14 protein-coding genes are annotated in these 23,773 nt (G+C 46.5%); 4 read left to right on the top strand and 10 right to left on the bottom strand.

Annotated elements, in window-relative coordinates:
• Window positions 1-203 precede the first annotated feature (203 nt).
• Window positions 204-2,201 carry a glycoside hydrolase family 97 protein gene (locus KUA49_RS16775; RefSeq protein WP_218413483.1) on the bottom strand — a complete coding sequence of 666 codons (1,998 nt, stop codon included), beginning with the start codon at window positions 2,199-2,201 and terminating at the stop codon, window positions 204-206.
• 524 nt (window positions 2,202-2,725) lie between these two features.
• Here KUA49_RS16775 and hflX point away from each other — a divergent pair.
• The 4 genes from hflX (at window position 2,726) to KUA49_RS16755 (ending at window position 10,543) form a co-directional block, all read left to right on the top strand.
• Window positions 2,726-3,973, top strand: coding sequence for a GTPase HflX (gene hflX, locus KUA49_RS16770; protein WP_217764857.1), 1,248 nt, complete (start codon window positions 2,726-2,728; stop codon window positions 3,971-3,973).
• Window positions 3,974-3,998: 25 nt separating this feature from the next.
• On the top strand, window positions 3,999-5,855 hold the full coding sequence (locus tag KUA49_RS16765; RefSeq protein ID WP_218413482.1) for a DUF4954 family protein: 1,857 nt from the start codon (window positions 3,999-4,001) through the stop codon (window positions 5,853-5,855).
• Window positions 5,856-5,896: 41 nt separating this feature from the next.
• Entirely contained in the window at window positions 5,897-8,803 is a 2,907-nt protein-coding gene (locus KUA49_RS16760; RefSeq protein WP_218413481.1) for a M16 family metallopeptidase, read from the top strand.
• An 81-nt stretch (window positions 8,804-8,884) separates the two neighbouring features.
• Window positions 8,885-10,543 carry a fumarate hydratase gene (locus KUA49_RS16755; RefSeq protein WP_218413480.1) on the top strand — a complete coding sequence of 553 codons (1,659 nt, stop codon included), beginning with the start codon at window positions 8,885-8,887 and terminating at the stop codon, window positions 10,541-10,543.
• A 62-nt stretch (window positions 10,544-10,605) separates the two neighbouring features.
• Here KUA49_RS16755 and KUA49_RS16750 read toward each other — a convergent pair whose 3' ends face one another.
• The 9 genes from KUA49_RS16750 to KUA49_RS16710 all read right to left on the bottom strand — a co-directional run bounded on the left by KUA49_RS16750 (window position 10,606) and on the right by KUA49_RS16710 (window position 23,763).
• Window positions 10,606-11,043, bottom strand: coding sequence for an NTF2 fold immunity protein (locus KUA49_RS16750; protein WP_203048982.1), 438 nt, complete (start codon window positions 11,041-11,043; stop codon window positions 10,606-10,608).
• Window positions 11,024-11,437, bottom strand: coding sequence for a hypothetical protein (locus KUA49_RS16745; protein ID WP_218413479.1), 414 nt, complete (start codon window positions 11,435-11,437; stop codon window positions 11,024-11,026). Before KUA49_RS16745 ends, KUA49_RS16750 begins: the two co-directional genes overlap by 20 nt.
• A gap of 345 nt (window positions 11,438-11,782) precedes the next feature.
• Complete coding sequence (locus KUA49_RS16740) at window positions 11,783-12,673, bottom strand: carbohydrate kinase family protein (protein WP_218413478.1); 891 nt, start codon at window positions 12,671-12,673, stop codon at window positions 11,783-11,785.
• A 61-nt stretch (window positions 12,674-12,734) separates the two neighbouring features.
• Window positions 12,735-13,958 (bottom strand): transposase, encoded by a 1,224-nt coding sequence (locus KUA49_RS16735; RefSeq protein ID WP_153093847.1) that lies wholly within the window; start codon window positions 13,956-13,958, stop codon window positions 12,735-12,737.
• A 207-nt stretch (window positions 13,959-14,165) separates the two neighbouring features.
• Window positions 14,166-15,317: an MFS transporter gene (locus KUA49_RS16730; RefSeq protein ID WP_218412729.1), complete on the bottom strand. Its 1,152-nt coding sequence runs from the start codon at window positions 15,315-15,317 to the stop codon at window positions 14,166-14,168.
• Window positions 15,318-15,481: 164 nt separating this feature from the next.
• Entirely contained in the window at window positions 15,482-17,200 is a 1,719-nt protein-coding gene (locus KUA49_RS16725) for a DUF4980 domain-containing protein (RefSeq protein WP_218412728.1), read from the bottom strand.
• A gap of 38 nt (window positions 17,201-17,238) precedes the next feature.
• A complete protein-coding gene (locus KUA49_RS16720; RefSeq protein ID WP_218412727.1) occupies window positions 17,239-18,975 on the bottom strand; it encodes a RagB/SusD family nutrient uptake outer membrane protein in 1,737 nt (578 codons plus the stop codon).
• Between the two features lie 30 nt (window positions 18,976-19,005).
• Entirely contained in the window at window positions 19,006-22,119 is a 3,114-nt protein-coding gene (locus KUA49_RS16715; protein ID WP_218412726.1) for a SusC/RagA family TonB-linked outer membrane protein, read from the bottom strand.
• A gap of 180 nt (window positions 22,120-22,299) precedes the next feature.
• Window positions 22,300-23,763, bottom strand: coding sequence for a substrate-binding domain-containing protein (locus KUA49_RS16710; protein ID WP_218412725.1), 1,464 nt, complete (start codon window positions 23,761-23,763; stop codon window positions 22,300-22,302).
• Window positions 23,764-23,773: the final 10 nt, after the last annotated feature.

Below are 23,773 nucleotides of genomic sequence, written 5' to 3'. Positions count from 1 at the left end.
TGAGACTTCAATGAGACTTCTCGACTCAAAATCCGAGAAGTCTCATTTTCGTTATTATCTTATATACCAAGTATTTAAACCCCATTTTTCAAGCAAAAATGAGACTTTGATACTTTTTTCGAGAAAAAAAACTTTTTCACGTAAGCAATCGATGCCCGTAAAATTTTCACGAACACGAATCTTATGCCTATAAAACATGAAGATTATTCGATGATGATACCGCCATTAGGCTGAATTATCACCTTTGCCTTACCATTCTTTCCAACCTTCAGAGTCTTCTTGACAGAAGTGAAGAACTTCTCGCCCTTCTTCTTTGGCTGGTCGGTGATATAAGTAACGGTCTTATCCGCAAACATCGGCAAATCCAAGGTTAGAGCCAGAGGCTTGTCTGTAGCATTCAAACCGCCCACAAACCATCTGCCGGCTGTAAGCGCTGCACCAGAACCGTTCTCTACGCTCGACTTGCGAGCCACCACCGCATACTTGGTAGGATAACCGGCAATAAACTTGGTATCCTCCCATGCCGTTGGTACATTCTTGAGCCAATCCAACTCCCACTGTGGTACATCCTGCAAATTGTTAGGATAGAGACAGATGCAGTTTACGCTGCTCTGGTTGGTGATGGCAGTAGCCATCTCGAACACATCACTGGTATAACGCTGGTGGCGGCTCTTGTTATCCTTAGATAAATACTTGTTCATCATCACGCCACCCCAGTCGAAACTGGCTACGGCATTTCTTGAGAACGGATGCATCGTCATCTCGAAAGCCTCTTTCTTGGCATGATAATCCGTGAAATATACGTTCTCAGAAGCCAGAGCTGCCTCGCTCGATACATAGTTAGGATACATACGCTCCCAGCCACGTGGCATGGTGCAACCATGGAAGATCACCTCCAAGCCATAATCGTTGGCATCACTCAAAATATCCTCGTAAAGCTTCATTGTCTCCTGCTTGTCGCCACCGAAGAAATCCACCTTGATGCCTACCACGCCAATCTTCTTCATCCAAGCCATCTCCTTCTTGCGGGCGATGGAATTGTTCATAATCTGACGCGGAGTCTGAGGGGCATCATTCTCGAAACCATTGGAATTATACCAGAGCATCAGGCTTACCTTCTTGCTCTTGGCATACTTGCTCAACTCTTCGATGCGCTTTCTGCCAATCTGCTTGTCCCACCAGTTATCCACCAAGATGGCTTCGTAACCCTGGGCGGCAGCTACATCCACCATCTTCACCTGGTCGTCATAGTTAATGGAATTGTCCTGCCAGATGAGCCAGCTCCAGGTATAGCGCGATGGCTTGTAAGTCTGACTCGCCTCGTACAATGGTTCAACCACATCGTAAGGGATGGTGGTCTCTACGATAGGTGCCAGCGAAGAACCCACGGTGATGGTGCGCCAAGGAGTTTCGCCCGGCAATGGAATGCCGGCAAATTCAGAACCAATACCATTGTTCTCGCCCTTCTGAGGGAAGGCCACAGTATAACCCTTGCCTGGCTCGTAATCAGAAAGACGGCAGCCTGGATAAGCGCTTGAAACACCGGTTTCGCTGACCAGTACCCAGCCGTCGTTGCCTACCTTGAAGAGGCAAGGGAAGGTATAGCCCACACCAAACTGCGACTTCGCGTTCATCGGAGCATCCGGAGTGTATTCCTCCTCGTAAGAAGGCTTGGTGCGCTCCCAACCCGTCATCGGAGTAATCTGAGGACAGAGGAAAGTGGTGGTCTTCTCAGGGAAGTTGAAACCGCTCACCTCATTATAGACAATCACCGACTTAGGATTGTCCTTCTTAGGACGAATCATCTCATACTTGTAGGCGATGTCGTTGTTGGAAACATGGAGACGGAGAGTCATGGAATCCTTCTTGCTATTGATGAATCCGATAGTAGCCTCATAGGCATCATTCTCGATTTTCTCTTTCTTGATACGGGTCATCTTGTAAGCCAGATGCTTCTTCTCACTCTTGAGGGCACCCATCTTCAGGTTCTGCGAGAAGTCGCCATAGTTGGCTACCAATCCCAGAGCCGAAGCGCCGAGCATCTGCTTTCCATTGTAATCCACTGTATAGAAAGCCTTGCCTTCCTTACACTCCACATTCACGGCGAGTTTGCCATCAGGAGAAGTCACGGTATAGTTGTTTGCCTGGGCGCAGACAGCACAGAGCAACAAAATACCACTCAAAAAACTTTTTTGCTTCATTTTATTTGTTTATTATAATAGGTTGTTCATTCTACACTGCAAAATTAATGTTTTTTGCGGAATAAAAGGGATATTATTCGTCCAAATATAAGCAAAATCCTTCAAATTAGCGCAAAAAGGTACAAAATCAGGGAAAATGAACCCCGAAAAAGGGCTATCAATTTAAAAGCCCCGACTCCCGTCGAGGCTTTTGAAGTTTTTGAATGTTTCAGCAGTTTGTGTTTTTTATGTAGTTATGATTTGCGTTTTGAAAATCAGTTTTCTAATTCCGCTTGCAAAAGTACGACAAATATTGATATAAATCAAATAAAATAATACTTTTCATTCAAAAAATAACGTAAACGTTTGCAAGTTTTGACGCTCAAAAACAGGAAATCCCAGCAATCTTTACCTGCATTATCTACACTTGAAACTGGCATTGGTGACCCAGAAAACATAAAAAAAACATAATTTTACACCTTATTTATATATAGGATAGAGTTTTTTTATTACCTTTGCATCTTAGTAAATATTGAATTGAAAGAATGAAAGAATTTGTTATATCAGAGGTCAAGGCGGAAACCGCTGTGCTCGTGGGTCTTATCACCAAGACACAGGACGAGGCCAAGACCAAGGAATATCTCGACGAGTTGGAGTTTCTTGCCGATACCGCAGGTGCCGTCACCGTGAAGCGATTCACGCAGAAGGTGGTGGCTCCTAACCAGACCACCTACGTGGGAAAGGGTAAGCTGGAGGAAATAAGACAATATATCAAGGACGAGGAAGAGGAAGACAGAGAAATCGGTATGGTCATCTTTGACGATGAACTTTCGGCCAAGCAGATCAGAAACATCGAGCAGGAACTGCAGGTGAAGATTCTCGACCGTACTTCCCTGATTCTCGATATCTTCGCCATGCGTGCCCAGACCGCAGCTGCCAAGACCCAGGTAGAGCTGGCACAGTATCGCTACATGCTTCCACGCCTGCAGCGACTCTGGACCCACTTGGAACGTCAGGGTGGTGGTTCCGGCTCGGGTGGCGGAAAGGGTTCCGTAGGTTTGCGTGGTCCTGGTGAGACCCAGCTTGAGATGGACCGCCGTATCATCCTCGGCAGAATGAGTCTGCTCAAGGAACGACTCGCCGAAATCGACAAGCAGAAGACTACCCAGCGAAAGAACCGCGGAAGAATGATCCGTGTGGCGCTGGTGGGATATACCAACGTGGGAAAATCTACCATCATGAACCTGCTCAGCAAGAGCGAGGTGTTTGCAGAGAACAAGCTCTTTGCTACACTCGATACCACCGTGAGAAAGGTGGTGGTAGACAACCTGCCATTCCTCCTTGCCGACACCGTGGGATTCATCCGCAAATTGCCTACCGACCTGGTGGATTCCTTCAAGAGTACACTGGATGAGACCCGAGAGGCAGACCTGCTGCTGCACGTGGTTGACATCTCGCACCCCGACTTCGAGGAACAGATTCAGGTGGTAGAGAAGACACTGGAGGAACTGGAATGCGCCGACAAGCCATCGATGATTATCTTCAACAAGATAGATAACTACTCATGGGTGGAGAAGGAAGAGGACGACCTGACCCCGATGGAAAAGGAAAACATTCCGCTGGAAGACCTGAAGAAGACATGGATGGCGAAACTCAACGACGACTGTCTCTTCATCTCGGCAAAGAACAAGGAGAACATCGACGAGTTCCGCGAAGTGCTATACAAGAAAGTAAGAGAGCTCCACGTACAGAAGTACCCATACAACGACTTCCTGTACCAGGATTACGAATAAACATTCACCCAAAAACGTATCAACAATGAATGACTACAGACCTCTGACCTCCGAGGAAATCGAGGTGCTCAAGAGCAACGACTGTTGGGCAGAAGACTGGACATCCGTTAATGTTGCAGAAGATTTCAAGCCAAACTTCATGCACCGCGTGATGCTCTATGGCGAGGTAAATATCGGTGCCTTCAACAAGAATGTGGAGGTGAGCCAAGGATTCGTGAAGCATGCAGGCATCAACAATGCCACCCTTCGCAACGTGACCATCGGAGATGATTGCCTCATCGAAAACGTGGGCAATTTCATCAACAACTATACCATCGGCGACGACTGCTACATCTCGAACATCTCGACCCTGGAGACCACCGAGGGTGCCACCTATGGCGAGGGAAACCTGGTGAGCGTGCTCAACGAGGTGGGCGAAGGCAACGTGATTCTGTTCAGCGACCTGAACAGTCAGCTTGCTGCCTTCATGGTGAAGCATTTCTCCGACAAGGATCTGAAGGAGAAGATTCGCCAGCTCATCAAGACCGATATCGACAACAAGATGCCGGAAAGAGGTCAGATAGGCAACAACGTGAAGATAGTCAACACCAAGGAGATAACCAACTGCATCATCAACGACTTCTGCGAAGTGAACGGTGCTGCACGTCTCAGCGACTGTACGCTGCTCGGTTCTGCCCATGGCAACGTATATGTAGGCACCGGCGTCATTGCCGAGAACTCGATCATCGCCGAGGGCGCTTCGGTTATCAACAGCGTGAAGATACAGGATTGCTACGTGGGCGAGGCGTGCCAGCTGAGCAACGGTTTTACGGCATCCACCTCTATCTTCTTCGCCAACAGCTACATGAGCAACGGCGAGGCTTGTGCCGCCTTCTGTGGTCCATTCACCGCATCGCATCATAAGAGCAGTCTGCTCATCGGCGGCATGTTCTCATTCTATAATGCTGGTTCAGCCACCAACTTCAGCAACCATGCCTACAAGATGGGTCCTATGCACTGGGGCATTCTGGAGCGCGGTTCGAAGACAGCCAGTGGCGCCTACCTCTTGATGCCAGCCACCCTGGGTTCGTTCTCGGTATGCTTCGGCAAGCTGATGCACCACCCTAACACCCGCAACCTGCCATTTGCCTATCTGATAGCCGATGGCGACAAGATGTTCCTCATTCCAGGCAGAAACATCACCACCGTGGGTCTGTACCGTGACATCAAGAAATGGCCTAAGCGTGACCTCCGTGCACAGGAAAACCGCAAGAGCATCGTGAACTTCGACTGGCTCTCTCCTTTCTCCGTGGGTGAGATTCTGAAGGGAAAGAAGATTCTGGAAAGTCTGCGCGAGGTGACGGGCGACAACGTATCGCAGTATCTCTATCATGAGTACATCATCCCAGCCTCATCGCTGCACAAGGGCATCAAGTACTACGACATCGCCCTGCGCATCTACATGGGTGCCGTATTGAAGAGAGTGCTCAAGCGCGACCCTTCCATCACCCCTCCAGCCACCCAGACCGGCATCGGCGACTGGGACGACCTTTCAGGACTCCTGCTGCCAGTGAGCGAGGAAGAGCGCATCGTCAACGACCTACAGGATGGTACCATCGACAGCATCCAGCAGCTCATTGATCGATTTGAGGAAATCGATGCCAACTATCGCCAGTATCAATGGGCATGGACCTACAAGATGGTGTGCGACTATTACGGCATCAGCGAAATCACACTGGAAGATGCCAACCGCATCCACGAAGACTACATCAAGGCACGCCGTTCCTGGATTGCAGAAATCAAGAAGGATGCCGAGAAGGAATACGCCATGGGCGATGTGGAAGAAGAGGTGTTCAGAAACTTCGTGAACAGCCTCAACCAGGAAGTAGATTACGAGAATTAATTGATAATTAATAATTTATAGTTTACAGTTCATCATTAAAAATGACTTTAAAACATGTATTGATGGCGGCTATCCTGATGGGAAGCCTCAACGCCACAGCCAAGGATTATCATTACACCACCGTAGCAGGTGATGCCATGAAAACCCGCATCTATACCCTCGACAACGGACTGAAGGTGTATATGTCGGTGAACAAGGAGAAGCCACGTTTGCAGGCTAATATCGCCGTGAAGACCGGTTCAAGAAACGATCCTGCAGAAACCACGGGTCTAGCCCACTACCTGGAGCACCTGATGTTTAAGGGTACCCAGAAATTCGGCACCATCGACCACGCTAAGGAGAAGCCATATCTCGACGAGATTACCCGCCGATATGAGAGCTACCGCAAGCTCACCGATCCTGCCCAGCGCAAGCAGGCTTACCACGAGATAGACTCCATCTCGCAGCTGGCTGCCAAATACAACATCCCTAACGAGTATGACAAGCTGATGGCGAGCATCGGAAGCCAGGGCACCAATGCCTATACTTCCAACGACGTGACCTGCTATGTGGAGAATATCCCGAACAATGAGATTGAGAACTGGGCAAAGGTGCAGAGCGACCGATTCCAGAACATGGTAATCCGCGGTTTCCACACCGAGCTGGAGGCTGTGTATGAGGAGAAGAACATCTCGATGGCAAGCGACAACACCAAGGAGTTTGCTGCCCTCTGGAAACTTCTTACCCCTACCCACCCTTACGGCACCCAGACCACCATCGGCGAGCAGGAGCATCTGAAGAATCCTAGCATCATCAATATCCAGAACTATTTCCACCGCTACTATGTGCCAAACAATGTGGCCATCTGCATGTCGGGCGATTTCGACCCAGACCAGACCATCGCCATCATCGACAAGTACTTCGGATCATGGAAGAAGAGCGACAACCTCTCACGTCCTGAGTTCAGTGCACAGCCAGACCTCACAGCCGTGAAGGATACAGCCGTGGTGGGCAAGGATGCAGAAAACGTGATGCTTGCCTGGAAGTTCAAGGGAGCCAACGACAAGGAAAACGATGTGCTCGACGTAATCAGCGAAATGCTGACCAACGGAAAGGCAGGATTGATGGAGGTAGATTTGGAGCAGCAGATGAAGATAGCTGCAGCCAGTGCCTTTATCTATGGTCTGCACGATTACTCAGCCTTCATCGTAGCCGGTACTCCTAACAAGGACCAGAAGCTGGAAGAGGCTCGTGCCCTGCTCCTGGACGAGATGGCGAAGCTGCGCCGTGGCGAGTTCGACAACGACCTGCTGCCTTCGGTTATCGCCAACAAGAAGCTGAACTACTACAAGAGTCTGGACGACAACGAGGAGCGTACCAACATCATGGTGGATGCCTTCATCAACGACCAGAAATGGGAAGATGTAGCCAGCAAGCTCGACCGACAGAGCAAGCTGACCAAGCAGGACATCGTTGACTTTGCCAACAAGTATCTGCGCGACGACAATTTCGTCTGCGTTTATAAGAGAATGGGCGAAGATACTACCCTGAAGAAGATAGAGAAGCCAGCCATCACTCCTATCCCAGCCAACCGCGAGTATGAGAGTGACTTCGTGAAGGAAATCAAGAATGCCCAGGTGCCAGACATCCAGCCTCAATTCCTCGACTTCAAGAAAGACCTCACGGTTACCAAGACCAGCAAGAAGCTGCCGCTCATCTACAAGCAGAACACCCAGGACGACCTCTTCAACCTCACCTTCCGCTATGAGTTTGGTGATGAAGACGACATCCGCTACAGCTATGCAGCGCAGTATCTCAACTATATCGGCACCGACAAGAAGAGTGTATCAGCCATCAAGCAGGCATTCTACAAGCTGGCTTGCAACTACAGCATCGTACAGAGTGCCAAGACCCTCCAGATCAGTCTGAATGGTCTGAACGAGAATCTTCCTGCTGCCCTCAACCTGATGGAGGAAATCCTGCACCATGCCAAGGCTGACAAGAACTCCTGGAACCAGTTTATCGACCTCATCGAGAAGATGCAGACCGATGCCAAGGCTAACCAGAAGTCGAACTTCAGCTATCTCTGGGCATACAGCACATACGGTGCCTACAACCCAACCCGCAATGCCATCAAGACAGCCGACCTGCGCAAGATGGACCCACAGGAACTCGTGAACCTGCTGGGCGGACTGAACAACATGGAGCACACCGTAACCTACTACGGTCCATACAGCGAGAAGCAGTTGAACGCCATGCTTGCCAAGGAGCACAAGACAGCCAAGAAGCTCGCCGCCGTGCCAGAGGGCAAGGAGTATAAGATGGAAGAAATCAAGCAGAACGAGATTTACATTGCTCCATACGAGGCAAAGAACATCTATCTGCGCTACTACCAGAACGAGGGCAAGAAGAGCAGCGTGAATGACGAGGCACTGGTTTCTCTCTTCAACGAGTACTTCGGTGGCGGCATGAATGCCATCGTCTTCCAGGAACTCCGCGAAACCCGCGGTCTGGCTTACAATGCATGGGCATCTTACCTCACTCCTACCCGAAAGGATGAGAAGGATTACTTCGTGAAGCACATCATCTCTCAGACCGACAAGATGATGGACTGCATCCACGTGTTTGATGAAATCACCAACAACCTGCCACAGAACGAGGCATCATTCAACCTCGCCAAGCAGAGTCTGATGAAGTCAATCCAGAGCCGCCGCATAACGAAGGATGGCGTTATCAATGCCTACCTCAACGCCAAGCTGATGGGTATCGACTATGATGCCACCAAGCTCTACTACGAGCAGATTCCATCGCTCACCCTGCAGGATGTGACCAACTTCGAGAAGCAGAACATCGTGGGCAAGCCTCATCGCATCATCATTCTTGGTGACGAGAAGAATCTCGACATGAAGAGCCTGGAGAAGATTGCGCCAATCAAGCGTCTCTCTCAGGAAGAGATCTTCGGCTATTAAGCAGGAAGAAATCTTCGGCTATTAAAATAGGAAAAAGAATATATTGAATATTTCAACAGTTTTTAAAGAACAAAAAACATTATGGCAAAAACTCCAGATTTTAAGTATGCTCCAATGTTCCAGATTGGAGAGGACAAGACTGAGTATCGCCTTATCTCTAAGGAAGGCGTAAGCACAGCAGAGTTCGAGGGTAAGACTATCCTCAAGGTTTCTAAGGAAGCTCTTACCTTGCTGGCTCAGCAGGGTTTCCACGACGTAGAGTTCAAGCTCCGTCGTGAGCACAACCTCCAGGTGGCTAAGATCCTCAGCGACCCAGAGGCTTCAGAGAACGACAAGTATGTTGCTCTCCAGTTCCTCCGCAATGCAGAGACTGCCGTTAAGGGCATCCTCCCATTCTGCCAGGATACAGGTACTGCTATCATCCACGGTGAGAAGGGTCAGCGCGTATGGACCGATTTCGAGGACGAAGAGGCTCTGAGCCTGGGTGTTTACAACACCTTTACACAGGACAACCTGCGTTACTCTCAGAACGCTCCTCTCAATATGTATGATGAGGTGAACACCCGTTGCAACCTGCCTGCTCAGATTGATATCGAGGCTACAGAGGGCGACGAGTACCGCTTCGTAATGGTTGCCAAGGGTGGTGGCTCTGCCAACAAGACCTACTTCTACCCTATGACCAAGGCTACTATCCAGAACGAGGGTACACTGCTCCCATTCCTCGTAGAGAAGATGAAGAGTCTGGGTACAGCTGCATGTCCTCCTTACCACATCGCCTTCGTCATCGGTGGTACTTCTGCTGAGAAGAACCTCCTTACCGTGAAGTTGGCTTCTATCAAGTACTACGACGAGTTGCCTACAACAGGTGATGAGACTGGTCGTGCCTTCCGTGACATCGACTTGGAGAACAAGCTCCTTGAAGAGGCTCACAAGATTGGTCTGGGTGCACAGTTCGGTGGTAAGTATCTGGCTCACGATATCCGTGTCATCCGTTTGCCTCGTCACGGCGCAAGCTGCCCTATCGGTATGGGTGTAAGCTGCTCTGCCGACCGTAACATCAAGGCTAAGATCAACAAGGACGGTATCTGGTTGGAGAAGATGGACGAGAATCCAACAGAGTTGATTCCTGAGGAGCTCCGCAACCCAGGTGAGGGTACAAAGGGTATCGAGATCGACCTCGACAAGGGTATCGACGCAGTACGTGCCGAGTTGAGCAAGTATCCAGTAAGCACCCGTGTTAATTTGAAGGGTACCATCATCGTAGCTCGTGACATCGCTCATGCTAAGCTCAAGGCTCGCTTGGATGCTGGTGAGGAGATGCCAGAGTACTTCAAGAACCACCCTATCCTCTATGCTGGTCCAGCCAAGACTCCAGAGGGCTATCCATGTGGCTCTATGGGACCTACCACAGCCAACCGTATGGACCCATACGTAGATGAGTTCCAGGATCACGGCGCTAGCTTGGTAATGATTGCCAAGGGTAACCGTGGCGATGTTGTTACAGAGGCTTGCAAGAAGCACGGTGGTTTCTACCTCGGTACCATCGGTGGTGTAGCAGCCGTTCTCTCTAAGAGTTCTATCAAGAGCATCGAGTGCGTAGAGTATCCAGAACTTGGTATGGAGGCAATCTGGAAGATTACCGTAGAGGACTTCCCAGCATTCATCCTCGTAGATGACAAGGGCAACGACTTCTTCAAGCAGTTGAAGCCTTGGACTCCTTGCACAGAGTGCCAGAAGTAATGATACAGAAATCATGATATTAAAAAAGCTCAGGGCTATCAGCCTTGAGCTTTTTTTATTTCTCACTCCCCATGCATATAGTGTATAACCATTCCATCTTTTTTAGCTATATAAATAGAGGCGGCATCACCGAAACTGTTTGGTGGTAAGCTTCCCTCCATCAGCCAGCTATGTTGAAACTCTATAATGTTGAAAGGAATTTCCTCCTTTATGACATCTTTGCCATAAATGTCATTTAGGTAGCAAATGCCTATTTGGGCTGCTACCTCAGATGTATTAATAAGCTCTTTTCCGAATCTTCTTAATGAAGAGTCTGAACAGAAAAGAGAATCTTTCTCCATACTAAAGCACATTTTTTCTTCACTTTCTTTTAAATGTACAATTTTAGGAATACTCTTTTCTGCTGGAGTACGTCTCATATTTATATATAATCCGATAACAGTACCAGCTATTGCTCCTAATAAGAAATAAAATCCTATTTTACATGTTACTTTTACCATATCTTTCCAATCTTAGAATTCGACCATCATGTTTTTGAATATAGACTACCAATGAATCTTGCCCGACAACACTGATTTTCCAAACCTTTTTGCCTGTAGAAGTTATGTAATACCTTTTTATATCGCTATTTTCCTTTCCTGTATGTTTGTACAAAATATTCGCTACAAAGATAGCAGTCTTTTCTGTAGAAACAACATCTTTAGAATATATTTTCTCACTTCCATAAATAGCATTTTCTGATTCGTGATAACCTTGACGATCCCCTGTTAATTCTTGATATTCCTTTAAGGATATTTTTTTGTATGATGGAGATTTATCCTGTCTTTTACTATTGAAAGACAAGATAATAATCAACGAAATGATGAACCCCAATAAAAAACTAATAATTTTCATTTTTATATAGATTATAATCGACATTAGATGCATACTGATTGTATAATATAAACACTCGCAGATTGCGGGTAGCAATAAGTTGCCACCAACAATAATGCCCCAAATAGTAGTACCTGCTTCATAAGCCTAAATTATCGAATAATACCTTACAAAGATAGGAAAATAATTCTTATGCCTTATAATATTGGCTTTAATTTTGTATTTATTTAACAAAAAAAAGAAGCTGCCACCCATTCTTCACGAACAGGTGGCAGCTTTCCTAATAACATAAACTTAATATCAACTATTCTCTAAAAACCAATATAACTCTTTTTGCACTTTTTATGCCATACCAATAGAGGGGGATTACTTAGTATATTCCTCAGGGATAACAGGCATTGCACCATTCTGGGTGCAAACGTATGCACTTACCTTAACAGCAAGTTCGTGTGCCTCCTGGATGCTCTTGCCCTTCAGGATGCTGGCACAGAAGGTTCCGGTGAAGCTATCACCTGCACCCACGGTATCAGCCACCTCAACCTTTGGAGTCTCCTGGAATGACTTCACACCTGGAGCAAATACATAGCTGCCGTTTACACCGCAGGTCAACACGAGCATATCGAGATTGTACTTGCCGAGAATCAACCAGCACTTGTTCTCGATGTCCAAACCAGGATAACCGAAGAGACGGCCGATGGTAATCAACTCCTCATCGTTGATCTTCAAAACATTGCAGCGCTTCAAGCTCTCGGTAATCACCTCTGGAGTATAGAAGTTCTGACGGAGATTGATATCGAAGATTTTCAAGCAATCTTCTGGAGTATGATCAAGGAATGTATAGATGGTCTTGCGGCTAACCTCACTGCGCTGAGCCAGAGAGCCCCAGCAAACAGCACCAGCATTGGCAGCAATTTCCTTGATATCATCGGTGAATGGGATGTTATCCCAAGCCACATTCTGCTTGATATCGTAAGTAGGAACACCCTCCTTGTCGAGCTGCACCTGAACGGTACCAGTAGGGAAATCTACCTCAGGCATCACATACTTGAGCTTCTTCTCGTCGAGCAGACGGAGAGCTGTATCGCCCAGAGCATCCTTGCCCACAGCACTCACGGCTACAGAATGCAAACCATGCTGACCTGCGTGGTAAGCGAAGTTGGCAGGAGCACCGCCGAGTTGAGAACCTGTAGGGAGAACATCAAAAAGAATCTCACCCAAACCTACACAATATTTTGTATCTAAATTCTTTGTTTCCATAATTACACCTTATTATATATATACGTTATAAACAATAGTTCGTTAATAATTCAATAATGTGCTAAGCAGCTATACGCTGTAAGCACGAGAGATCTTTGAAAATCTTGCTAATTAAAGTTCGGTTCGGGGTGTACCCGCTTGCTTTAAAAATTCGTTTCACCAGATAAATATTGGTCATCAGTGACTTGAATGAAGACATAGAATATTCCATTCCCATCTCCTTCATAGTTACCTTGGCAACATTTAGTGATGTGAACGAAGCATTGAAAGCAAAATCGAGTTTCCACTTATCGCGAGCCTGGCAGTCCATAAGACCAGTATAGCCTTTGGCGTCACGAAAGCAAAATTCGATCTGGAACCTGGTTCTATAATAAAGAAGTACTTCTTCACCCGAAAGTGAGGTGTCTGTAGAGAAGAATAGTTTCTTCTTGCCATTCGGCATCTGCCAGATGACAAGTCTAACTTTACACCTGAGTGCCTTGGAATAGGCTATCAAAGTATAAGCTGTTCCTTCTATATCTTTCATCTCCATCTTCTCCATTCGAGTGAGGTCAAGATTCTTCATATCAATCTTGCCATCCTTGGTCTTGGGGCGACCACGTTTTCCAGTACGTGGACCAGCATAGACATAAAAGAGACAAGCATTGTCACGAAAGCGGCTTATCAAAGAGAACCCTTCTTTCTTTATCCCATTAACAAATGTACTTGTAGAGAAGTAAGCATCTGCAACTATGAGGGTTGAGAGTTTAAGAAGTTCCTTGCGGTAACGCTTAATGACGCTGATATAGAAATCTACCATAGTCTTGTTTCTAAGACTCAGTTCTTTATTACTTAGCGACTGGTGTGCTTTTAACATCATGCAGTCTTTGGCATCAATATCAATGAGGCCAATACCCATGATTTCGAGACCATGTTTAACAGACTGTGCACATCCCGACCAAAAACGACCGATATGTGGAGTCTTCTTGCCAGCTTTGCTGATGTAGCTGGGATCAATGGCAATAGCCCATCTTCCCTGTTTACCAAAGAAGCGCTTGGCAAGTGAGACATTAAGTTTGAGCCAGTCAATGCTTTTCGACTTTTTTAAGCCGAATGCGTTGCGATAGGTTTGCTCAACATGCGAGCCATACCTCCCCATTTGGGTGAAATTTATCTTTCTTGGTATTACCATGAACAAAATTATCACCTCGATGAGTATTTTCTCGAAACTTTTTGTTAACTTTGCAGCCGAATCTTCAACTGCATCTTTAAAGATATCCATATATTGGTCAAGTCCTGTATTCATATAATTTTGCGTTTGTCGTGATTTGCAAAGTTACTGAAAATCAGCGACTTGACCAACTTTCTATAGTTAAGTTTTCATAAGCATTTCTTAATATAAGTTATTGATTTACAGACGATTAAATATTAATTTAACGCAGTATTGTTATAAACGATAGTGAACGTTTTTTATTATGCTTGCAATGATAACTTGCAGATGATAACCTGCGGATTATAACTTGCGGATATAAGTAAAGAGATAAACTACACCTACTGCCATGACTGCCACGGCACCTACCTGGCCGAATGTATCGCTGGCGAATCCCATGAACAATGGGAAGATGGTACCACCGAAAAGACCCATGATCATCAATCCACTCACCTCATTCTTCTTATCAGGCAAAGCAAGCAAAGCCTGAGAGAAAATCATGGAGAAGACGTTAGAGTTGCCGTATCCCACGAGGGCGATAGCGATATAGAGCATCGTCTTGCTCTCTCCTATCCACATGCCAATCATACTCAGAGCCATCATCACTACGCTGATAACGAAGAATGTGCGGGTCTTCATCATGCGGAGGAAGGCTGTACCGGTGAAACATCCGATGGTACGGAAAATAAAGTAGAGCGATGTAGCGAAGGCTGCCTCGTTCAGCGTCCATCCCAAGCGCTCCATCAGAATCTTAGGAGCAGTGGTGTTGGTACCTACATCGATGCCCACATGGCACATGATACCGATGAAGGAAAGCAGCACGATAGGTTTGCCGAGCAACTTGAAGCACTCACCGAAACCGGAAGCCTTACCCTCGTTCTTCTCTTCTTCGATAGGCGTACCAGCCAGGAAGAAGGTGGCTGCGATTCCGATAATCATATAGATTGGGAAGAGAACTCTCCAGCCCAAACCGAAGGTTGGAATGCTTGCCATGGCGCCCCACATAGCGATGTATGGAGCCAGGAAGGAAGCAATGGCCTTGACAAACTGACCGAAGGTCAATGTGGATGCCAGGTTCTTACCTGATGTTACCACAGAAACCAGCGGGTTCAGGGAAGTCTGCATCAATGCATTTCCGATGCCGAGCAATGAGAATGACACGAGCATCATTTCGAAGTTTTCGCCAAAGATGGGCAAAAGGAGGGAGATAACGGTAACAAGCAAAGACAGAAGTACTGTCTTCTTTCTACCTATCTTATTCATCAGGATTCCCGTAGGAACCGAGAAGATGAGAAACCAGAAGAATACCAGGGATGGAAACAGATTGGCTGTCGAATCATTGAGGTTGAGATCTTCCTTTACGTAGTTGGAGGCGATACCTACCAAATCTACAAATCCCATGGCGAAGAAACAGAGCATCACCGGGATAATTGATAATTTTGATGATTTATTCATATTTGTTAGCGTTATTGTTTCTATTTTTGCTGGTGCAAAGGTAGCGATAAACGATACAATATATCATAAAATATCGTTCATCGGCTACCATTTATGTTGCACTGTTACATCAGTAACACTCTTAGAAACAATTATCTTATAGATTCAGTTCTTAACAGATGAGGTTACTTGATGTCGTAAATCTGATACTTACCCTTTCCCTTTACAGTAACCTTGTTGTAAGGCTTGCTTGGGAACACGAGATTGGTCATGGACATCTTGCCGTCAGCATCAAGAGCCTCGATGCTGCTCTTATCGATGAAGATGCGCAGCTGGCTGATATTGCCGTAGGTTGGAGCCTTGGTGACTGCAACGAAGTCCTTGCTGAAATCCATCTTACCGCTCTTGGTTCTATCCATTGAGAAAGTTTCTGCCTTGGCATCGTAGTTCATCACTACCTTCTCGCCCTTGTCGTTGCTCAAAGTGATAGTAGCATTTCCCTTCAGATTCACTACCATCTCGCAAGATGCTGTAAGTTTCTTGCCTGCCTTCTTGCTTCTTGCTGCTGTCATCTCTGGAGAAGGAACCACGCTGCAATAAGTTTCACCCTTATATTCAAAGAGACCTAAGTCGCGAGGAATAGAGTTGCCTGAACGGTACTGCTGAGTAGGAACCTGGTTGGCATACTGCCAGTTGCTCATCCAGGCGATAGCCACACGGCGACCGTTTGGAGCATTGTCAAAGGAAACTGTGGCATAGTGGTCCTTACCGTAATCCATCCACTTGGTTACCTCTGGCTTGCTGTCGCAAGTAAACTTGTGTCCGTCGAAATCACCTATGAAATACTGGGTTGCTGAACCACCGGATGGACCGCCTGGGTTAATGTTGCAGATAAGCATCCACTTCTCCTTACCGGTGCCACGAACCTTCATCTTCATCAGGTCTGGGCATTCCCAAACACCGCCATGATTGCCATACTTCTCACCGAAAGAGCTTTCGTATTTCCAGTCCTTCAAGTTATCTGAAGAATAGATTTCCATGTGCTGACCAACCGCCATGATCATATTCCATTTCTTGATGTCCTCGTTCCAGAACATGTGAGGGTCACGGAAATCAGGCACATTGCTGGTGATGATCGGATTTCCCTCATATTTGGTAAAGGTCTTGCCATTATCTGTACTGTAAGCCATGCTCTGTGTCTGGTTCTCACCAGCCGAAGTGTAGAGAGCCACAACAGCACCCTTGCCCAAACCAGCGGTATTATTCTTATCCACAACGGCAGAACCGCTGAAAATGGTACCAATTGCATCTGGCCGAATAGGGGCACCCTGGAACTTCCAATGTACCAAGTCGGTGGAAGTAGAATGTCCCCAGGTCATATTCTCCCACTGTGATCCGTAAGGATTATACTGGAAGTAGAGATTCCATACGCCATCCTTATAGAACATACCATTTGGGTCGTTCATCCATCCGTAAGCAGGAGTGTGATGGAAAACTGGGCGATACTGTTCACGATTCTTCATATCGAAAGAATCAGAGAACTTCATGTTCTCCCAGCAAGTGAGGGCGTTCAAACCCTCCTTGCTATAATCGCCGTTTACATGGATATCGAGAGCCAGGCCCTTCAAACCGGCAAACTCATTCATATAGAGAGGCACGTAATAATCTACGTGGTCTTTAGCCAACTTCACATTGAAGGCTTTCACCTGCTTGTTATCGGCAATCACCTTGATGTTGGCCATCTCCGCACTCTCCTGCACAGGGAGCAAGAGACACTTCTGGTTCTGACTCTCCTGGCTGATGCGATAGAGACAGTGGTTATTGCTCAAGAAGGAAGCCTGCTGGGCATAACTGGCGGTGAAACCGCAAAGAGCGACAAGCGCTGAAATAAATATCTTTTTCATTGTCTAATTATCTAATTATCTAAAAATACCGATGGTAATTACTCGTATCCCTTATTCTGCTTATAAAGACCAGGAATGTAATACAGCTGGTTATATGGAACCGGATAGAACTCGTTCTTGCCCGGTGTGAACTTGGCATCCTTCAAGTATTGTGCGTATGTTTGCTCTCCATACTGATCTTTCTGCTCAGATTCGAAATACTTGTTCAGTGTCTCAGAAGCAATGCCCCAGCGGCGCAGGTCGAAGAAGCGGCCGTTCTCCATAGCCATTTCCAGACGACGCTCCCAGCGAAGGCACTTTCTTGCCGTCTCCTTATCCTGGAAATATGACTCCGGATAGAGGGCTATATCACATTGATCCTTGGCATATTCAATATGCTTATCCACAGAATTCTTGGCTCTCTGACGGATATCATTAATAATGGTACGAGCCTCTGCCAGACGGCCCAACTCTATCAAAGCCTCAGCACGCATCAACATGATGTCGCTATAACGGAGCACGTAGTCGTTCATCGCAAACGCCTGCCAAGAGCCATTGAAAGTTTCACCCTTAGAACGCTGTGGTACTTCCTTCAGAGAGGTATAGTAACCGTAAACGTTTGGTGTACGAGAGTTGGCTGTAGTCATCTTGTATTCTGACTCATATTTATATGGGAAGGTAGGCATTCCTACTGTATGGAACAAACGTGGATCCCATTTCTGACTATTAGGCTTACCGTTTACAGGATAATCACAAGTCTTGTTGTAGTCATCAAACTCAGGAAGTCCGTTCTTGGTCTTGAAGGCATTCACCAGGTTCTGTGAAGGCTTGTGGAAATCCCATCCGCAAGACCAAATACCCCAACAGCCATTCAGCATATTAGACCAGTTGGCACGTCCGAAGGTGGTATGGTCCTCGCTATAGTCGGAAGTCTGGACAGCAAAAACTGACTCCTTACTGTTCTTATAGTCAGGCAGGAAGATGTCGCCGAAATCTGCCATGTAACCATAGTCTGAATTCTTCACCACATCAGTATAGTCGATAACCTTCTGCATATACTCCTTATTAATATGGTCAACACCATCGGTTGCCTCATAGCCATCACCCCAGGCAATGGTAAGATAACACTTAGCCAGATAACCTGCGGCAGCAATCTTGTTGACACGACCGCCATCCTTCTGCTTAGCAGGAAGGACATCGTATGCAGTCTGGAAGTCAGCTATCACCTTCTGCCACAATTCCTCGTAAGTAAACTGAGTGTTTGATGTGCTCTCTGTGGTTTTATCCTCATAAACCTTCTCGTCTATCCAAGGAATCTGACGATACATGGTAAGTAACTTGAAATAGAAATGAGCACGGAGGAAGCGAACCTCAGCCTCACGCTGCTTGGTTACCTCAGCACCCAGTGTACTCTCGCCATTCTGCTGCAAAGAAACCAAGGCACGGTTGCAACGGGAAACGGCACAATAGAGACGATACCATAACTCGTCGAGTTCGCCCTTAGTAGAGGTCAAGGTACTCCAGATCTCCACATCGTGATAACCGGTGTCACCGGTGCCACCGCCACCCTTCAAGCAATCGTCTGAAGAAAGGTCACCATATGGCCAAAGGTTGAATGGGTAAGAATACCAACAGTCTCCCAACATCGCATAGGCACTGTTTACCATCTTGTCCGGCTCGCTGAAAGCCTTGTCTTCATCAACCACAGCTGTTGGCTTGTAATCTAGGAAATCATCACAACTGGTGAATGTTCCTACCAGTGCTGCTGCAAGCACCATTGTATATAATTTTTTCATTTTGAAATTCTCTTTAAAATATGAAACATTTTAGAAACCTACCTGAAGTCCGAATGATACGGATGTTGAAAGTGGATAGTTCCAGTTTGGATTCTCTGGGTCTGAACAGGTCAGGCTGTTGCTCTTGATGGTCAAAAGATTCTGACCTGAGAGATAGACACGGGCACTGGTCATCTTCAACTTAGAGAGGATGCTGCTTGGGATAGTGTAACCCACCTGCAAGGTGCGCAACTTCAAGTAAGATCCATTCTCAACGAAGTAAGAGGAAGCACGACCCTCATCGGCTGTATTCATGGTGCTCAAGCGTGGGATGGAAGAACCAGTGTTGTTGGTATTCCAAGCATCGAGCAAACGGGTTCCCTTGTTAGAACCACCATCAGTAATAGCCCAGAAGTCAGTCTGGAACTTTTGGTTGTTATACACATCCTGGTCATAGACACCCTGCCAGAACATACTGAAATCAAAGCCCTTGTAGTTGAGAGCAATATTCAAACCATAGGAGAAGGCTGGCACAGGGTCGAAAATCCAAGTCTGGTCATCTGAAGTAATACCATTTTTACCATCTAAGTCCTTGTATTTCAATCCACCGACACGTGCATTTGGCTGTCCAGACTTATCTACTTCTTCCTGATTCTGGAAAATTCCATCGGCTACATAACCTACGATAGAACCATATGACTTGCCACTCTGCACCAGGTTTTCCGTAGATGTGTGAGCGTAAGCACCTGTTGTTGTTGCTGGCAAATAAGTAACCTTGTTGCGGAAAAAATCCAGATTGCCGTTCACGTCGATGCCAAGTCCATTAGCCAAAGTCTTGCGATAGCCCACGGTGAACTCCATACCCCAGTTGCGGAGCGAAGGACCATTCTGCCATGAATTTCCACCTTCACCAGTTGCACCCAGATAAGCAGGATTAATCAACATATCCTTCACATTCTTAATATAGGCATCCACTGTACCATAGAGGGTGTTGCCAAACAGGGTGTAATCCAAACCTACGTTATACTGGGTAGCAGCCTCCCATTTCAAGTTAGGGTTAGCCAACTGTGTGGCACGATAGCCAGAAGGGAAGGTACCTGAACCTTGCAGGAAGAGATCGTATGCAGTAGAGGTTACACGGTCTAGTCCGTAATCCACTACATAAAGACCAAACTGTGCATTGTTGTCGATAGCCTGGTTACCTGTCTGACCCCAAGAGAGTCGCAACTTGGCATCATCCAACCAATCCTTCTTCAGGAGATTAGAGAATCTGAAGCCAAGTGATGCAGCAGGGAAAGTACCCCAGCGATGAGCCTTACCGAAACGTGAAGAACCATCATGACGGATAGTAAAGGAAGCCAGGAGGAGATCATCCCAGTTGTAGTTCACCTTTCCGAAGAAAGAAGCCAGGCGATATCCTACCTTTGCACCCGAGTTACGCATCGTTCCCGTGGCAGCATTTGGCCACATATAATCTTTATCTTCCAGCGCATAGCCTTCTGAATAGGCAGAGAAATCGACAACCGACTGCTTGGAAAATTCCATACCACCGAGTACATCGATGTTGTGCTTGCCAATCTGGGTAACGTACTGGGCTGTGTTAGACCATGTCCAGTTAGTCTCATTGTTATTCGAGAGCGTTGTCTTGGCGATGTCATTGTTGACAATATCGGAATGATAAGTATTCGTCATCGAATTGATAAACGATGTCTTGAAATCCAAACCGAAGTTAGAACGCAGGGTCAATCCCTTGACAGGCTTCAATTCTACGAAAGCATTACCGAAGATGCGCCAGTAGTCGAGGTGGTTGTTGCGGTTCTGATACTGCTCACGACAAGGGTTCTGACGGTCGGCCATACTACCCACAGGACCTGCGAAGGTCTTGCCATCTTCTTCGTAAACCGGAACGATGGAAGGCATCTTCAAGGCATTCTCCATCGGATGGCAATCTACCTGAGAGGTATAAGTCAAAGTCAAATTCTCACCTACGGTTACGATCTTGTTTAAATTCCAAGAGGTGTTCAAACGAGCTGAGATATTCTCGAAGTCGGTATATTTCAAGACTCCCTCATTGTTCTTGTATCCCAAGGAGAACATAGCGCTATGCTTGTCATTGGCATGAGATACAGAGAGGTCGTAGTTCTGCGAGAAACCTGTGCGAGAGATTTCATCGAGCCAGTCGGTATCTGAGAATCGCATGGTCTTCTTTTTATTGATGTAGCCATCATATCGACCATTGATAGTATAGTTCTGATACTGGTTGGTAGCAGGATTCCAAACGGTGATTGGAGTTCCAGAGGCCGCATTCAAGTCGATGCCGTAGTTGGCAGCATAAGCCACAGGATCGAGTCCATCGTTCAGGGCTGCCTGAGCCATCGCAGTAGCATACTGGCTGGAGTTCATCAGCTTCATCTTCGACTGGTTGGAATAGAACTGTGCAGTGAGGTTGGCAGAGAAGTCAACAGCAACCTTGCTTCCCTTCTTACCTTTCTTGGTGGTGATGATGATGACACCATTCGATGCACGTGAACCATAGATAGAAGCCGAAGCGGCATCCTTCAAAACCTGCATACTCTCAATATCATTTGTATTGAGGGTATTCAATGCCATAGTGGTAGGCACACCATCTATGATATAAAGAGGGTCCTGAGAAGAGTTGAAAGAACCGATACCACGAATACGCACGGTTCCTGAACCAATAGGAGAACCATCGGTAGTAACAGTCATACCAGGAACACGACCCTGCAAAGCACGCATCGGGTCAGTCTCTGAAGTTGTCTTCAGGTTCTTGGTTGAAACCACAGCCACGGAACCGGTCAAGTCTGCCTTCTTCTGAGTGGTATAACCTGTTACAACTACTTCCTGCAAGTCGTTGGCATCTTCCTGAAGTGTAACCTCCATATTATCTGAAGCCTTTACTTCTTGCGTCTTATATCCAATATAAGATATAACAAGTGTGGAACCAGGAGCACATTCTACATGAAAGTTACCATCAAAGTCGGTAACAGTACCAGTCTTTGTGCCTTTCACCATAACAGACGCTCCAATGACTGTCTCACCGGCAGCATCCTTTACGATGCCATTTACATTTACCTGTTGTGCACTAGCTACGGTGCAAACAGCACAGAGCGCAGAGCTCATTAGTAATTTTGAAAGATTGTTCATACTATATTTAACATTTTAAGTTTCAAAAATTGTTATTGTTTGATTACTGCTGCAAAATTAGGCAAAGATTGGATATGAGAATAAAAAAAATCGTTCCTGCAACAATAATTATGTTACATGAAACGATTTTCTTATTTTTTGCTAAGATTTTAAAATACTTATTTTAAAGGAGTTAGAAAACTATTTTCTTTTAGATAACTGTTTATTTCTGAAATCGGTAGGAAGAACACCAAACTGCTTCCTAAAGCATGAAGAGAAATAGCCCGGTAACGCAAAGCCTACTTCTGCCGAGACTTCAGCTACAGTCTTATCAGTCTGCATCAGGAGCGTATAGGCTCTCTGCAGGCGCATCTCTTTCAGGAGCTCGGCAGGCGTTTTTCCTGTCATAGCCTTCACCTTGCGATAGAGCTGTACTTTACTCAACTGCATCTCGGCTCCCAAATCATCCATTTTCATATCAGCATTGCCCATATTATCAAGAATCTTCTTCTTGAAACGATCCATGAAATAACGATCACTCTCATCCAGGTGATTCAGTTCAGCAGCCCAGCCCTCCTTGTTCTCTATGAATCCACGAGCCACGGCTTTCTGTTTCTGCAGCTTCTTTCTATATACCTTATATATATAGTAGATGACAAAGAACAGAATCAGCACTACAATAAAGGCGACCACAAGCATCCATTTCTGGATGCGGGATACCTCTGAATAAGAATCAAGACTGTCAGAAATCTGATCCAGATTCTTCATCTTGGCTTCCAGATCCTCATATTGTAGGGCGATGGCATCGCAGTTTTCAGGGGTAGCAAGGAATGATTTCATCACATTATCCTTCTTATAGGGTTTACCCTGAAGGATATTCATCGCCAATTCCATAATCTTTTCGCCCTGGGTGGGATAGACATAAGAAGCAGCAAACTGTCCTCTCTTCACTCTATCCACTCCTTCCCATTCTCCAGGCAATCCATCAATGCCCACTATCAGCATCTGCTTATCAATGCCTCGTCTCTCTGCTTCCAGAAAGGCACCTATGGCTCCCAGGTCGCTATGTCCGAACACGCCATCCGCATGTCCGCCTTTATCCAGATATTGCTTAAACAACTCCTGGGCACGCTCCATCTTCCAGTTACTGTCCAGAGTAACCACCTTGATTCCCGGATAATTCTTCATCACCTCATGGAAACCACGATGGCGCTCAATGACAGGAGAAGCATCTTTCAAGCCCGTAATCTCAACGACGGTACCTTTTCCGTCCAGTTTCCTGGCAAGAAAGCGGGCTACTTCCCTACCCGCTTCTACATTATCGCCACCGATGGAAGCTGTATAATGGGGTGTCGTTACCTTTCTGTCGAAGAGAATAACCGGGATATGGGCACGATAGGCACGCTCGATGGCAGGTGTTACTTCATTCACGTTATCAGGAGCCACCACGATTAAATCTACCTTCCTGGCTATCATACTGTCTATCTGGCGAGCCTGGCGTTGCCCGTCATTCTCTGCAGTAGTAAACAGCAAATCCACATTCTTATATTGATACTGCGCCAATCGCATCTCATTATTCACCTTCTCGCGCCAAAGTCCGCCACAACATTGCGACACACCTATCACCACCTTCTTCTCGGTGCAAGAACCTAGAAGAAGAATCATACAAAATAGT

The organism is Segatella copri (assembly GCF_019249655.2).
GTDB lineage: Bacteria > Bacteroidota > Bacteroidia > Bacteroidales > Bacteroidaceae > Prevotella.
Note: the sequence above shows the minus strand (reverse complement) of the source record. Positions and strands in the feature narration are given on the sequence as shown.

Excerpts from the sequence above, each read along its gene's own strand:
- KUA49_RS16775 (WP_218413483.1), bottom strand. The coding sequence starts at position 2,201 with ATGAAGCAAAAAAGTTTTTTGAGTGGTATTTTGTTGCTCTGTGCTGTC.
- hflX (WP_217764857.1), top strand. The coding sequence starts at position 2,726 with ATGAAAGAATTTGTTATATCAGAGGTCAAGGCGGAAACCGCTGTGCTC.
- KUA49_RS16765 (WP_218413482.1), top strand. The coding sequence starts at position 3,999 with ATGAATGACTACAGACCTCTGACCTCCGAGGAAATCGAGGTGCTCAAG.
- KUA49_RS16760 (WP_218413481.1), top strand. The coding sequence starts at position 5,897 with ATGACTTTAAAACATGTATTGATGGCGGCTATCCTGATGGGAAGCCTC.
- KUA49_RS16755 (WP_218413480.1), top strand. The coding sequence starts at position 8,885 with ATGGCAAAAACTCCAGATTTTAAGTATGCTCCAATGTTCCAGATTGGA.
- KUA49_RS16750 (WP_203048982.1), bottom strand. The coding sequence starts at position 11,043 with ATGGTAAAAGTAACATGTAAAATAGGATTTTATTTCTTATTAGGAGCA.
- KUA49_RS16745 (WP_218413479.1), bottom strand. The coding sequence starts at position 11,437 with ATGAAAATTATTAGTTTTTTATTGGGGTTCATCATTTCGTTGATTATT.
- KUA49_RS16740 (WP_218413478.1), bottom strand. The coding sequence starts at position 12,673 with ATGGAAACAAAGAATTTAGATACAAAATATTGTGTAGGTTTGGGTGAG.
- KUA49_RS16735 (WP_153093847.1), bottom strand. The coding sequence starts at position 13,958 with ATGAATACAGGACTTGACCAATATATGGATATCTTTAAAGATGCAGTT.
- KUA49_RS16730 (WP_218412729.1), bottom strand. The coding sequence starts at position 15,317 with ATGAATAAATCATCAAAATTATCAATTATCCCGGTGATGCTCTGTTTC.
- KUA49_RS16725 (WP_218412728.1), bottom strand. The coding sequence starts at position 17,200 with ATGAAAAAGATATTTATTTCAGCGCTTGTCGCTCTTTGCGGTTTCACC.
- KUA49_RS16720 (WP_218412727.1), bottom strand. The coding sequence starts at position 18,975 with ATGAAAAAATTATATACAATGGTGCTTGCAGCAGCACTGGTAGGAACA.
- KUA49_RS16715 (WP_218412726.1), bottom strand. The coding sequence starts at position 22,119 with ATGAACAATCTTTCAAAATTACTAATGAGCTCTGCGCTCTGTGCTGTT.
- KUA49_RS16710 (WP_218412725.1), bottom strand. The coding sequence starts at position 23,763 with ATGATTCTTCTTCTAGGTTCTTGCACCGAGAAGAAGGTGGTGATAGGT.